The sequence below is a fragment of the Mesorhizobium sp. M7A.F.Ca.US.006.01.1.1 genome (genome assembly GCF_003997935.1).
GTDB lineage: Bacteria > Pseudomonadota > Alphaproteobacteria > Rhizobiales > Rhizobiaceae > Mesorhizobium.
This window is the reverse complement of the sequence record NZ_RZQL01000014.1, coordinates 42,675-54,643: the sequence shown is the minus strand read 5'-3', so window position 1 is coordinate 54,643 and position 11,969 is coordinate 42,675. Positions and strand designations below refer to the sequence as shown.

Below are 11,969 nucleotides of genomic sequence, written 5' to 3'. Positions count from 1 at the left end.
ATATATAGAAGAAAAACTTTTGGGACTGTTTGAAAACTGCGACTCGACTCCCAGCGCAAAACACAGGAATATGCGAACAAATAAGGAACAAAGACGAGGCAGGGGCGATGGCATTACCGGGCAGGGAACCAACAATCGCACATGTCGCTTCGATCTCGGTCGAGTGCGCGGATTGCGGCCGCAACAGGTGGTGGCGACCCGATCAGTTGAAGCGGTTCGGGGTGACGGGGAATACGCCGCTGTCCGCTCTGTCGGGCCGCATCGTCTGTTCGGCCTGCCGCGCCGACGGACTGCCGGGGGCGACCGTTACAATCCAGGCGGCATTCATCGACGAGCGCCAGCGCGTGCGCAGTGAAGCGCGAATGCTGAGCGACCGCGAGACGCCGCTGGAGGGATCGCGGCGGGCGTAAGGGGATGGGTTGGCGCTGGTTCCCTTCTCCCGCCAGGGGAAAGAAAAAGGCGCTAATACCCCAGCAATTCCTTCAGCGGAATCACGCGCCAGACATGTTTGATGGCGTAGCGGTTGAAGGTCAGCGTCTTCGGCGGGTTGTACTGCTCGACCACCAGCTCACCCGCCGTGCGCTTGACCAGCTTCTTGATGAAGGCCTTGCCGTTGCGCTCGTTTTCCTCCGGGAAGGTCTCGATCACCACATGGTCGCCCGGTATGGCGTCGCGGCCGCCGCAATAGATCAGGTCGCCGGGCTCGTAACGCGGCACCATGGAATCCGAGAGCACGTGCAGGGCGAACACCTTCGGCAGGTTGCGCACGCCCGGCGGGCGCTGGACGTAACCCGCCGGCTCGCCGTTGAAGGTGAAATCGCCATCGTCGCCGCCGACGGCCGCGCCCAGCACCTCGATATCCATCGATCCGGCGGGTAGCGGACCAGCATCGGTGACGATCTCCGCATCGGCGACCGGTCCGGCATCGTCGAGAAACACCACCTGCCCTTGGCCCAGCGCCACCGGGTCGACGCGCAGGAAGGCGGCGGTCTTCAGGAGGTTCTCGGTCTTGGGCAGATTGCGGCCGGTTTCCCAGTTGCCGACGGCGGCGACATCGGTGTCGTTGTGCTCGGCGATGTGGCGCATGACCAGGCCGCGCTGCTTGCGCGCCTTGCGGATCGCCGCCCCGACCTTGATCGACAGTTCCGTTCTTGCCATGGCGCCCATGTGAGTGATGAAAGCGGCTCTCGTCTATGAAAGAATGACTTGCATCAATTTGTGAGTTATGCTTATATCTGGTCATGCAAAACCTGTCCAGCTTTGATGGCGCCGAGTCGCTGGCCTCACGCGAGGCGCATCCGGCGGTCGTCACCGCCGCCCATCCCCTTTCATCCCGGCCGTCCTCCTCCCCGGCTGGGATGAACCCCGAGGCTCGGTGCTTGACCGCACCGGCCTCGGGTCCGGCCCGCCCGTCTCCGGCGACCGGAACGGCCGGAGACGCCGCTCCCAGCGGCTCCGGCCCCCAATTCGGCCGGCATGGCGCCGGCACTGGTTTTCCGGCTGGCCGATCCTGCATCCGCACCGAGGACGGCACCGTCATCATGTTCGACAGGCTAACGGGCAGGGCGGTTTCCGCCCTGGACAGAAACACGGCCGAGGCGCGGCTTTTGCACCTTGCCGGCGGGAAATCGGCCCAATCCGGCTGAGGCTGGTCGGCTGACAGCCGGCTCTTGAAAAACAACCTGACTGCGGCCCGGCCACCGGGTCGAACCTTGACGCTGCCCGGTGGCGCGGCCGAACTTTGGATGGAGCTGGATATGGCAAGCTATAGCGACGCGGAATTGCACGAGATCGCCCGCTGGCTGAAGGACGGGCTTTCAGCCTCCAGGATTGCAGTCGCGTTCAGCGCGCTGCGCGGCAGCCCGGTGTCACGCGACGCCATCATCGGCATCGTGCACCGTAACGCCATGCTGGGCGCGATCGGCTTTGCCAATGGCAAGGGGCGGCCGCCGCGAGCCAGACAGGATGTGAGCAAGCGCTCTGAAAGCAAGCGGGCGAGTGGCGCGCCGGCGAATGCGACGCGTGTCGTCGGAAAGACGCATGGCGCGCTTGCCGCCAAGGACATCCATGCGCGTGAAGCGGCCCGGCCCAGGCGAGCGCATTCGTTCGTGCGCGAGGCGGGCGTGCTGATCGCCGACGGCATAGCTTATCGCCTGGAGGTGCCGGCGTTACCCCGCGCGGCCATCGGCCGGCAGCCGCATGGCGTGGCGATGCGTTTCATCGATTGCCTGTTTTCACGCTGCCGCGCGCCGCTGGATCTGACGGTGGAGGAGGCTTCTGACATTTCTATTGCCGAAGAGGGGGCGCCAGGCAGCCGGCCGGGCGCCGACATGCTGTGCTGCGGCATGCGCACCAGTGCGCTGAAAAGCTATTGCACCTACCACCAGGCGCGCTTCCAGCGCCGCGTATTTGTGGCGACGGGGTGAGGCGTGGTCTCTTTTCCCCGTTCACGGGGAGAAGGTGCCGGCAGGCGGATGAGGGGCAGCGCTGACGAGGCAGGATTGAAAGCTGACATGAAATTCAAGCATCCGATTCAGATGCCACTTACCGAAGCGCTGGCGCCGCCCCTCCTTGCCCTGCCGGGCGTTCGTTGTTCGAAAAGCCAAGCAATTGGCTTTTCGTCCGCTGCGCGGACCACACCTCACCCCCGTAAACGGGGAGAAAGAAGCAAAACCCTATTTCGGCATCTGCCGGCTCTGCTTGGGCGTGCGGCTCTGAACGCTCCGCGCCTCCATCGCCATGGCCGGGTTGCCTTCGTCGACCAATATGCCGGTCACCCGGGCAAAGCCGGTAAACACTTTCATGGCGTCGGCTTCGGAAATCTGCGCGGCGATCGCCGCGCTGCAGGCGTTCAGCGCGCTGCGGTAGACATGGCCGCGCCGCTCCAGCGGCCAGCGCTGCAGAAAATCGGCGGCTTCGCTGACGCTGTCGATCTCTTCGATCTCATCTTCCACCCGCACTTTGAGCGGCAGTCCGGTTTTCATCGTACCCACGGCGTTCACCTTCGCTTTGCGCGCGGCTGCAGCTACCGCATCCATAAACGCGCCCCGCTGGCGACGGGTTGCATCAATTTTTCGGCCGGCGCCCGCTCCTCACGGGCTGGCCACCGCATCCAGCCAGTCATGGGCGCGGCTTTTGGGCCTGGCCACCAGTATGTTCTGTTGCTCGGCCACCCTGGTGAAGGCGTCGAACGCGATGCGCTGGCTGCAGATGCCGTCAACGGCGAGCGTAACCAGCCGGGAGGCCTCGACATAGCCAGGTGCTGTCTTGTCGGGCCATTGGTGGCGCAGTGCCTCGGCGGCTCCGGCCACCGAACTGACCAGCATGGTTTTGTTGTCGCAAAAGCGCACGGTAACCGGCATGAAGGCTGTCATCGGCGAACCTCCCCTTGGCATGGACGCGACATAACGTCGAAAACTCGCGCCGGTTCCATCAGCCTGGATACCGGGAAGGAAGCTGGCGCAGCGGCGAAGAGGCGACGACCTCCGGTTCATTGAAGGCCAACCGAACGGCGGCCCTCGCCGCCCTGCCGGCCATGTGGGAGATGCCCAACAGCGCGAAGGATCGCCACTTGCCGGCCTCCCACCACCCATCCCAACCAGGAGCCTCCCATGAGCAAAAAGACCAGACCCGCAAAACCGCAGGCGCCGAAATTGCCGAAGGGCGAGGCCGAGCAGGTGCGCATACGCCGCGAGATCGGCCATGATTTCGCGCTCAGGGATGACGCCTTCGGCCGCAAGCGGCTGGCGGCGGGCACGCTGGAGGCCGCCCGTGTCTACGAAGTGTCGAATGACGGCTACGCCGCCACCGGCGGCATCGTGCGGGTGCGCGCCATCGATGCGCTCATCGGCATCACCTCGCTGTCGCGCCAGCAGCGCGAGGCCGGCCTGCGCTACCGCGAGGATTTCCGCTGCAGCCAGCAGGCTGATGTCAAGCCGATGCGCTGGACCGAGCGCGTCGACGGCGGCCGCGAGGGCGGCGTCGTCGCCGACAGCGTTCTCGACGCCGGCCGGGCCTATGCCGCCGCCACAAGAGCGCTAGGCCATTGGGAGGTGGCCGCCGTGGTACGACAAGTCTGCTGCGCGGACGGTTCCCTCAAGCGCCTGTCCGAGCAGAGCGGCGAGGGCCGGAACGTGGTGACGAAGCTGCTGAAGGTGGGGCTCGATCTGCTGGCGGTGCATTATGGGATGATGATGGAGCGACGGGTGGGGTGAGCGGCGCAAATATCCAGCCGACGAAGCCGGCTGGATCATTTTTCACAGGATCAGATTATCGGCAGACGCGGATTTCCTCGACGATCCTGTGGTGGTGGCGCCAGTGCTTGACCAGCGCGATGTGGCAACGGTGGTGACGGTGGTAATAGCGCGGCCTGTAGCCGTTGTCATAGGCATCGTACTGGTAATAAGGGCGATAGTAGCGATCGCCATAGTCGTAACCATTGTAATAATCGTCGCCGTAATAGTCGTCTGCATAGCCGCCAATGCCGATACTGATACGGCTGCGGGCGTCGGCGGGGGCGATCATCGCCGCCGCCGAAGCAATGGCGATAACCGAAACAAGCAGGAGCTTTTTCATAGCTGCCTCCTTTTCAAGGTTAGGCTAATATAACCCCCGAGCTGCGGCCCCGTTCCACAGATTCGTAAGATGTGATGGACATTGCGAAACGGGGCGCAGATACCCAGGCCCCTAAAACAGCGCCCTCTCCAGTGGCCCCGCGAGCGTCTCGGCAAAGCCCGTTGCCAAATGGTGCCTGTCACGAAACGCCAGCTTGCCTGATATGACGACGTGGCAGGTGGTCGGACCGCAGAATTGGTTGGTGAGGTCGATGTAGCGGGTGTCGGGTACGCTGGTCACCGCGGCGCGCTCGGCGGCGGCGGTGCTGTCGTTGGCGGCGTCCGCCCTCGGCGTATCGCAGTGCGGCGAGGGGGCTTCGCGCCACCACAGGGTGCGCGCCACGCAGGAGCCGGCGAAGCTGGCATTGATCGGCGTGTCGCGGATAACAGCCGTCTCGACACCGGCCCGGCTGAAGGCCTGCAAGGTCGAGCGCAGGCCGGCCTGCCAGCGCGCTACTTCGGCAGTGCGTTCGGCCGCGGACAGGTCGCGGGTCAGATTGCCGATGGAAAATTCGGAGATCACCACCAGGTGCGGCTTGCGGCGGATGATCTCCGATATGGCCTGCTCGCGCCAGGCGTCGCATTCGGTGTAGTCGCGCTTCAGCACCGCGTTGAAGGTGGAGAGCCGCGAGGCGCGGCACGATGCTTTGAGATAGGTGACCACCTTGGTGTCGTTGCGCCTGGCTGCTTCGATCAGCGGCGTCGACCAGTGGTCGGCGTGCGAATCGCCGAACAGCACGATGGTGCGGCTGGCGTCGGCCGGGCCGAACATACAGGGTTTCGGCGTCACCGTTTGGAAGTCGGCCAGGCAGTTCTTGTCGACGGCCCGCGCGATGGAGGGTTTTTCGACCGCCTGCTCGATGCCGCGCTGCTCGGGGCCGATGTTGCGCGTGGCCAGATGCGCATTGGCATAGGCGACCGCCACGCCGGCACAGGTCAGGGCGAGCGCCGGAGCGAGCGCGCGGGCGCCCACCGTCAGCCAGGCCCCGCGCCGCGCCGGGTTCTCGACGAGGTGATAGGTGAGCACCGACAGCGCCAGCGCCAGCACGCCGCAGCCCAGCCGCTGCGGTACGGTAAGATCGGGCGCCAGCATCCCGGCATAGACGATGACCGGCCAGTGCCAGAGATAGAGCGAATAGGAGAGCGTGCCGATCCATTGCAAGGGCGGCATCGACAAGGCGGTGGCCGGTCCAAGGGTGTGCCAGCCGGTCCGCCCGTTGGTCTGCTCCTCGCCGACGCCGCTTAGCAGCACCAGCACGGTGCCCGCCACCGGCAGCAACGCATACCAACCGGGGAAGGGCAGATCCTCGCTCAACAGGAGATAGGCGGCCGCGATCAGCGCCAGGCCGAGCCAGCCAAGTGCGGCCCGCAGCCAGATGCGATGCTGCAGCAAAGCCATGGGGACCAGCGTCGCCAGGCCGCCGGCAGCGAACTCCCAGGCGCGCAGCGGCGAGAAATAGAAGGCCCAGGCGGGTGCTGCGCTGGTCAGCCACAGGCAGGCGGCGAAGGAGGTGAGGCCGACCACGCCGATCACGGCTGCGGCCGTTCGCCGGCCCGGCCGCAGCCAGGCCGCCAGCAGAAGCAGCGCAGGCCAGGCCAGATAGAACTGCTCCTCCACGGATAGCGACCAGAAGTGGATGAAGGGATTGCTGGTGGCGTCGGCGGCGAAATAGTCGAACGACCAGCGCAGCAGCCACAGATTGATGGCATAGGCAGAGGCGAACATGGCGCCGCGCGAATAGAGCGCCTGTTCCTGCGGCGCCAGGATGAAGTAGCCGGCGGCCAGCGTGACCAGTATGACGAACAAAGCTGCCGGCAGAAGGCGCCGCGCGCGCCTGGCATAGAAGCGCCAGAGGTCGAGCCGGCCGGTCTCGCCGATCTCCTGCATGAGGTGGGTCGATATCAGCCAGCCCGAGATGACGAAGAAGATGTCGACGCCGGCAAAGCCGCCGCGGAGCGCGGTGAGGCCGAAATGGTAGGCGACGACGCCGCCGACGGCGAGCGCGCGCAATCCTTGTATGTCCGGCCGGAACGATGCTGCCACGACGGCTCCCTCGTGCAAGCCCAGCCCCGGTGCAGTGTCGGCAGGGCAGGCCGATATTGCAATGCAACAAATTTATCGCATTGCAACATAGTACAATTTTGTCGCAGTGCAACATGGCAGGAATGGGAAATGGCCGGCGCGCCGGCCGGGCTCGATCCTAGCGTGGCTGGCTTGTCCGCGCGCCTTGCGACAGACGCAAAACAGCCCCGCCAAGGGGCTGTTTCTCATCGGGTCGCTGGACTGCTACTTGCTGCCGCCGTTCGCTTTCACGCTGCTGCAGAATTCGGGATGGCTGTTGGCCGCAGTGGCGTCCTTCGCCTCGTCCTCGCAGGCCTTCATCATCGCGGTCTGGTCGTCCGGCGAAAGGGCCTTCCAGGCCTTCACGAAGTCGTCATTGCTGACCATCGTCTTCATGCCGCTATCGGTGTAGAAGGGCTGCATCTTGGCCGGATCGTCGAGAGCCGACGTGCCGGTGTTGCCTGCGGCAAGCGCCGAGCCGGCAACCATCGAGAGCGTCATCGCGCCGAAACAGATCATCTTGATGTTCATGACGTACTCCTCCTGTTGCTTTGGGATCGTCGAAGCAACGATCAGTTGGAAAACGACAGGTTTGGGTGAAAGTTCCGGCATTTTTTGCGCAAAAATCCCGAAACGAAGAAAAATATAGTCGAAAAACTTGAAACTTTCCCCGATTTTTCCCGTAAAAAGCGAGTTTAGCGGGTCTCTCGGGCAAGACTGACCACCAGCCGATCGACGCTGGGATCGTCGAGACTGACGATATGGGCCATCTGCAGCGCTCGCCTCATGCTGATCCTGGTGACGTCCTGCCGCATGATGACCGACACAAAGGCCGGCCCCGATCCGGTGAGGACGATCGCCCTGCCGACCAGAACCGGTTCGGAGATGGGAGCCCACTGTACGGTCATGATCGAGGGCTCGCTCGTCTGGCGGCGGTTGATGCCGGTGAAATAGATCCAGTTCAGGCGCGAGATCGCCACGCCGTAATGGTTGCCGGGCATTCTTGAGCCACCCTGGCCATCGCCCGGAGCCCAGCGCGTCACCCGCCTGAAGGTGACGAGATCGGCCTCACGCCGCACGAAGGTGACCGAGCGCATCAAAAAGTCGGGTCGGCCGGGGATCGAAAAATAGGTGAAATAGGTGCCTCCGGCGATGGCGGGCGACGGCGGCCGCACCATGTTCTCGTACAGTGCCTCGCGCAGCGTTGCATTGCCGTCGCCCTTGGCTGCCGCGGCGGCTGGCTGGCGATACAGCCCATCCTCGTCGATCTTGAAATAGTCGCAGATCAGCCTGGCGGTGGCCTTGTTGGGAACCGCCTTGCCTTGCAGATAGCGCTCGAACTGGGTGCGGTTGATGCCAAGCTGACGGCACACCGCGCTGACGGAAGCGTGGCGTTGGACCAGCCGCCTGAGATTGGCAGCAAGATTCTCGCGAATTGGCACGACATCTCCCCGGCAGACGTACGGACCAGTATTCAAGCGACAGCTTATATACACTTGCATGACATAGCGAGGCTGCGAAGATGGACCTTTGGCCAATAGGGCAGGGACCCCGTGGCGCGTGGACTGTACGATTCTGACAGTCCGGCTATGCAAGCCGCGTAAATGGGCGTATTTCGGTCGGTAAGAGCGACCTCAGATCGGCCTCTCGACATCCTGCAATGGAGGGCGGTTTGGATCATACCGGCCTGGTCGAGCTTCTGGACTACACGCAAGCGCAATTGACGAAGATCCGCCAGGCGGTCGCGGCAAGCGAGCACGCCGGTGCCATGTTCACCATCGACTGCCTTGTCGGAGCGGCGGCCGAGCAGACGAAGTGCAAGCTTGCAAGTCTGGAGCACGCCGGCTTGCCAATAGGCAGGGATGGGCCGATCGACGGGAATGGCGGTGCAGCACCGCCCGGCAAAGCGGCATCGGGCAAGCCGGATGCCGGCCGCAATCGCACCTGATCAGGCCGCGCCGATCTCGCCGATCAGCCTTGCATATTCGGCCTCGGCTTCGCCGTAACTGCCATTGGCGAGTTCCAGCAGCCCGGCGCGGTCACGAATGACGATCTCGCCCCGCCGCGAGCGGATCAACGCGCGGCCTTCGAGCAATTGAAGGGCGACGGTGACGCCTGGCCGCCTGACACCAAGCATGATGGCCAGGAATTCGTGGGTGATGGCGAGATGTTCGCCGGGCACGCGGTCGTCGCACATGAGCAGCCATCGCGCCAGCCGCTCCTCGAGCTTCAGCCGCGCGTTGACGAGCGCGGTGCAGCCGGCCTGGGTTTGTAGCGCGTTGACGAAGCGTAGCAGGAACATGCGCAAGGTCGCACTTGCCGCCAATGCTGCCTTGAAAGCGCCGGCTTCGATGCGAATCGCCTCGCCTTCGAGTTGGACATAACAGGCATGCGGCGCCCGGTCGTCGCCCATCACCAGGGAGTATCCCGTCATGCCTTCGAAGCCGATGAAGCCCACTTCGGCCTCTTGGCCGCTCGCCGTGCTGGCGACCACCGAACCGATGCCCTGTTCGATGAAGTAGACGGCCTCGATCGGAATATTCGGGGTCACAAGCATCATGCGTAGCGGCAAGTCGCAGCGCTGCATATGCGGCTCGAGCAACGCTAAGTCGGCCGCGGGCATGCGCTGCAGCAGCTGATTTCGGTATTGATGGTTTTTGGTGAGATCAGACATGGCGTGGCCCAATGCAGGGCAAGAGCCATCCAATCTCCCAGCCGTCCGTGCCCGTAAAAACGTACGGACGATCGCCTATGTATAGGGGGTCTGAACGCAGAAAGATATCAATGCGATATGAAATTCGAAGCACGGCGCCCCCCAACGCTCGTTCGCATATGAAAAGATCGGCCTGAATGTTAGTGTCGGAAACGTACCAAGCGCCACTTGGTACAAAACCGACATATTTCTTGAGAGCGCCGGATCACGTTTCTTGAGAGCGCCGGATCACGGTGAGGTCGATAAAATCCCGCCGGCTGATGACAAAGGCCATGTCGCGCTGAGCCCGAGAGCCGTTCGAAAAAAGGGGGCGGACCGGCGGGAGAATTGTACGATACTTACTGTGATGAAGGCCGATGTTGACTCTTGCTCAGCCCGATTTCATTTTTGACCCACAGCGTCTAAAGCGCATCGCGTTTGATCGGATTCATGCGATGCGCTTTAGGGTCTTTGTCCATGCATGTCGTTCTCCCAAAACCGAGGTAACTTTTGGGCGACATGCATTAGGAAGTGGTCGCTGCTCCGAAAGGGGCTTCTTATGCCGAGCCTTCATAAGCGCAATCCCGGTTTCTATCCTTCCGATCTGCAGCTGTGCCAGCGCGTCTTCGATCGGGTCTGCCTGGAGCGCAAACTCGATCGCATGTCGGAGGAGTCGGACGTGCTGCGTCTGGCAGCCACGGTGTTTTCACTGTTCCAGGATGGCTGCCGCAATGAAGGCGAGTTGCTTGAGAGTTTCAGGCGGACCCGCCAATGACCAAGGCGAGGATCACGTCCGCGGCACCCGCAGCGGAAAACGAACCTTACGACGCTGCGGTCTTCGCCCGCAAATACGGCATGTCGCGGAAGGCCGCAGAGGTCGTGCTGTCCGCGAACGGACCGTCCAGAACGGCTTGTGACGCTGCCGCCCGCTCTTTTATGGAAGCGGTCGCGCGCAGAGCGAAGAGCAGCCGTGGACCCTGAAGCTGCGCCTGGAGCGACTGCCGTCTCGCCGCCGACCCACGGGCGCGTCCAGCGCTTCATTGGACGGCGCGAGGTGTCATGCCGGGCCAGTCGGGCCAGTCGGCCCTGTCACTCCTGAAGCGGCTTGCTGCGCCGTCACGGCGGAGAGTTTCTGCCGTTTGAGCAGCATCGGTTTTTCATAGATCTTCTTCATGTTCATGGCTTCCCTCCGCAAGGTTCGATTGCGGCAGCGTCATCGCCGGCCGCGCTCTTGTCAAGCCGACCTTGTCGAGGGTCGGCCGACCGGGACGAAAACCCACGCCTCAATTCCTGTCGGCCGGCTTGGAACGCATGCGCGAAACCGTCTCGCGCTCGGCGCGCTTGGAGCGCAGCGGCGGCAGACCGCGGTCGATCAGGTCCATGTCCTCCAGCACCATATCGCCCATGCGCTTGAAGGCGATGTCGAGCGCGCCGGCGCGGTGAGCCGAGCGCAGGAAGCCGGGCAGGGTGCGCACCGGATGGTCCCGCGCCAGCGGTTCTTCGGGGAAAACGTCGCTGGCGGCGGCGACGTGGCCGCTCTTCACCGCCGCCATCAGCGCCGGGAAGTCCACCACGCCAGCGCGGCTGAGCAGGATGAAGGCGGCGCCCTTGCGCATGCCGGCAAACGCGTCGGCGCCGAGAAAACCCTGGTTCTCGCTGGTTACCGAGGCAACGACGAAGATGAAGTCGCTGGTCGACAGCACCTCGTCGAGAGAGGCCGGCTCGACGCCATTGTCCATGAGGATCGATGGCGGCAGCCAGGGATCAAAGACTTTGGTGCGGGTGCGGAAACCCGACAGCAGCCGGTTAAGCGCCCGGCCGAGATCGCCGAAACCGATGATGCCGACATCGGCGCCGGACAAGAGCCGCGCCCTCTGGTTGCCATCGCCGCCCCACAGTTCCTGTCCCTGGCGGAAGGCGAGGTCGGCATCGACGATGTCGCGGGCGAGGTTAAGCGCCATGGCAAGCCCAAGCTCGGCGACCGGTTCGGCGAACACCAGGCCGGTGGTGACGACATGGATGCCGCGCGCGAACAAGGTCTCGTAGGGCATGTTGTTGATGAGGTTGGTCTCGACATTGAAGACGCAGCGCAGCGCTTTCATCCGGTCGAGCGTTTCGGACGATATGGGCGGCTGGCCGATGATGTAGCGCGCCTCGGCCAGCACGTCGGCCGGCAGTTTCGCGACGCCGTCAGCGGTCGTCTCGACGATCCGATAGTGCGCCTTGAGCCGCGCCAGCTGCTGGGCTGTGAAGATCAGGTCGAGCGTGCGTGGTTCCGGCGCACTGATGACCAGCGGCAAGGCGCTGTTGGACATGACTGTTCCCTCTGTTCCCGATGGCCAAAATACCTTGGATGAAACGATTTACAACATCGCGCAGAGAGGCAAGGAGAGCGCGATTGGCGCTGCGATGAGGTGCCCTGTCGGAGCTGATATGTGCCGGCAATGCAACAGTGAATAATCGTTTGACCACGATGACGCGGAAACGACGTAAGGACCAGTAATGACACAATTGACACGGGGCAGGGAATTGGTTCTGCTGGCGTCGTATCAATTTGGAGGGCATTTTACAGTGAAGAAATACGAGAAACCAACCTTGCAGA

At 63.4% G+C, this 11,969-nt stretch carries 16 protein-coding genes; 6 read left to right on the top strand and 10 right to left on the bottom strand.

Annotation, left to right across the window (positions count from 1 at the left end):
• The first annotated feature begins 221 nt into the window (after positions 1–221).
• On the top strand, positions 222–410 hold the full coding sequence (locus EN943_RS38190) for a hypothetical protein (protein WP_245475584.1): 189 nt from the start codon (positions 222–224) through the stop codon (positions 408–410).
• Positions 411–462: 52 nt separating this feature from the next.
• Here the strand turns inward: EN943_RS38190 and EN943_RS04840 are convergent, their stop codons facing one another.
• Entirely contained in the window at positions 463–1,167 is a 705-nt protein-coding gene (locus EN943_RS04840; RefSeq protein ID WP_127411742.1) for a helix-turn-helix transcriptional regulator, read from the bottom strand.
• Between the two features lie 212 nt (positions 1,168–1,379).
• Between EN943_RS04840 and EN943_RS04835 the strand changes: the two genes are divergently transcribed.
• Both EN943_RS04835 and EN943_RS04830 read left to right on the top strand, forming a co-directional pair.
• Positions 1,380–1,646, top strand: a complete 267-nt coding sequence (locus EN943_RS04835; protein WP_245475583.1) for a hypothetical protein — start codon at positions 1,380–1,382, stop codon at positions 1,644–1,646.
• A gap of 111 nt (positions 1,647–1,757) precedes the next feature.
• Positions 1,758–2,426, top strand: a complete 669-nt coding sequence (locus tag EN943_RS04830; RefSeq protein ID WP_127411740.1) for a GcrA cell cycle regulator — start codon at positions 1,758–1,760, stop codon at positions 2,424–2,426.
• A gap of 249 nt (positions 2,427–2,675) precedes the next feature.
• Here EN943_RS04830 and EN943_RS04825 read toward each other — a convergent pair whose 3' ends face one another.
• On the bottom strand, positions 2,676–2,984 hold the full coding sequence (locus EN943_RS04825; RefSeq protein WP_164778077.1) for a DUF982 domain-containing protein: 309 nt from the start codon (positions 2,982–2,984) through the stop codon (positions 2,676–2,678).
• Positions 2,985–3,092: 108 nt separating this feature from the next.
• Entirely contained in the window at positions 3,093–3,374 is a 282-nt protein-coding gene (locus tag EN943_RS04820; protein WP_127411738.1) for a DUF982 domain-containing protein, read from the bottom strand.
• A 237-nt stretch (positions 3,375–3,611) separates the two neighbouring features.
• Here EN943_RS04820 and EN943_RS04815 point away from each other — a divergent pair, with 237 nt between their 5' ends.
• Positions 3,612–4,214 (top strand): DUF6456 domain-containing protein, encoded by a 603-nt coding sequence (locus EN943_RS04815; protein WP_127411737.1) that lies wholly within the window; start codon positions 3,612–3,614, stop codon positions 4,212–4,214.
• A 55-nt stretch (positions 4,215–4,269) separates the two neighbouring features.
• On the opposite strand, the gene EN943_RS04810 is transcribed toward EN943_RS04815, so the two are convergent.
• From EN943_RS04810 to EN943_RS04795, 4 genes are all read right to left on the bottom strand, one after another.
• Positions 4,270–4,575 (bottom strand): hypothetical protein, encoded by a 306-nt coding sequence (locus EN943_RS04810; RefSeq protein WP_027160843.1) that lies wholly within the window; start codon positions 4,573–4,575, stop codon positions 4,270–4,272.
• 111 nt (positions 4,576–4,686) lie between these two features.
• A complete protein-coding gene (locus EN943_RS04805; RefSeq protein ID WP_127411736.1) occupies positions 4,687–6,657 on the bottom strand; it encodes an acyltransferase family protein in 1,971 nt (656 codons plus the stop codon).
• Between the two features lie 243 nt (positions 6,658–6,900).
• Complete coding sequence (locus tag EN943_RS04800) at positions 6,901–7,206, bottom strand: hypothetical protein (RefSeq protein WP_127411735.1); 306 nt, start codon at positions 7,204–7,206, stop codon at positions 6,901–6,903.
• A 164-nt stretch (positions 7,207–7,370) separates the two neighbouring features.
• Positions 7,371–8,117: a helix-turn-helix transcriptional regulator gene (locus tag EN943_RS04795; protein ID WP_127411734.1), complete on the bottom strand. Its 747-nt coding sequence runs from the start codon at positions 8,115–8,117 to the stop codon at positions 7,371–7,373.
• Positions 8,118–8,347: 230 nt separating this feature from the next.
• Between EN943_RS04795 and EN943_RS04790 the strand changes: the two genes are divergently transcribed.
• Positions 8,348–8,623, top strand: a complete 276-nt coding sequence (locus EN943_RS04790) for a hypothetical protein (RefSeq protein WP_127411733.1) — start codon at positions 8,348–8,350, stop codon at positions 8,621–8,623.
• On the opposite strand, the gene EN943_RS04785 is transcribed toward EN943_RS04790, so the two are convergent.
• Positions 8,624–9,349 carry a Crp/Fnr family transcriptional regulator gene (locus EN943_RS04785; RefSeq protein WP_127411732.1) on the bottom strand — a complete coding sequence of 242 codons (726 nt, stop codon included), beginning with the start codon at positions 9,347–9,349 and terminating at the stop codon, positions 8,624–8,626.
• Between the two features lie 577 nt (positions 9,350–9,926).
• Between EN943_RS04785 and EN943_RS04780 the strand changes: the two genes are divergently transcribed.
• Positions 9,927–10,142: a hypothetical protein gene (locus tag EN943_RS04780; RefSeq protein WP_164778076.1), complete on the top strand. Its 216-nt coding sequence runs from the start codon at positions 9,927–9,929 to the stop codon at positions 10,140–10,142.
• A gap of 282 nt (positions 10,143–10,424) precedes the next feature.
• On the opposite strand, the gene EN943_RS04770 is transcribed toward EN943_RS04780, so the two are convergent.
• Complete coding sequence (locus EN943_RS04770; protein ID WP_348630101.1) at positions 10,425–10,547, bottom strand: putative RiPP precursor; 123 nt, start codon at positions 10,545–10,547, stop codon at positions 10,425–10,427.
• Positions 10,548–10,650: 103 nt separating this feature from the next.
• The gene (locus EN943_RS04765) at positions 10,651–11,682 is read right to left on the bottom strand and encodes a hydroxyacid dehydrogenase (RefSeq protein WP_127411729.1); all 1,032 of its coding nucleotides are present in this window, start codon (positions 11,680–11,682) and stop codon (positions 10,651–10,653) included.
• Positions 11,683–11,969 lie beyond the last annotated feature (287 nt).

Excerpts from the sequence above, each read along its gene's own strand:
- EN943_RS04840 (WP_127411742.1), bottom strand. The coding sequence starts at position 1,167 with ATGGGCGCCATGGCAAGAACGGAACTGTCGATCAAGGTCGGGGCGGCG.
- EN943_RS04830 (WP_127411740.1), top strand. The coding sequence starts at position 1,758 with ATGGCAAGCTATAGCGACGCGGAATTGCACGAGATCGCCCGCTGGCTG.
- EN943_RS04825 (WP_164778077.1), bottom strand. The coding sequence starts at position 2,984 with ATGAAAACCGGACTGCCGCTCAAAGTGCGGGTGGAAGATGAGATCGAA.
- EN943_RS04820 (WP_127411738.1), bottom strand. The coding sequence starts at position 3,374 with ATGACAGCCTTCATGCCGGTTACCGTGCGCTTTTGCGACAACAAAACC.
- EN943_RS04815 (WP_127411737.1), top strand. The coding sequence starts at position 3,612 with ATGAGCAAAAAGACCAGACCCGCAAAACCGCAGGCGCCGAAATTGCCG.
- EN943_RS04810 (WP_027160843.1), bottom strand. The coding sequence starts at position 4,575 with ATGAAAAAGCTCCTGCTTGTTTCGGTTATCGCCATTGCTTCGGCGGCG.
- EN943_RS04800 (WP_127411735.1), bottom strand. The coding sequence starts at position 7,206 with ATGAACATCAAGATGATCTGTTTCGGCGCGATGACGCTCTCGATGGTT.
- EN943_RS04785 (WP_127411732.1), bottom strand. The coding sequence starts at position 9,349 with ATGTCTGATCTCACCAAAAACCATCAATACCGAAATCAGCTGCTGCAG.
- EN943_RS04780 (WP_164778076.1), top strand. The coding sequence starts at position 9,927 with ATGCCGAGCCTTCATAAGCGCAATCCCGGTTTCTATCCTTCCGATCTG.
- EN943_RS04770 (WP_348630101.1), bottom strand. The coding sequence starts at position 10,547 with ATGAACATGAAGAAGATCTATGAAAAACCGATGCTGCTCAAACGGCAG.
- EN943_RS04765 (WP_127411729.1), bottom strand. The coding sequence starts at position 11,682 with ATGTCCAACAGCGCCTTGCCGCTGGTCATCAGTGCGCCGGAACCACGC.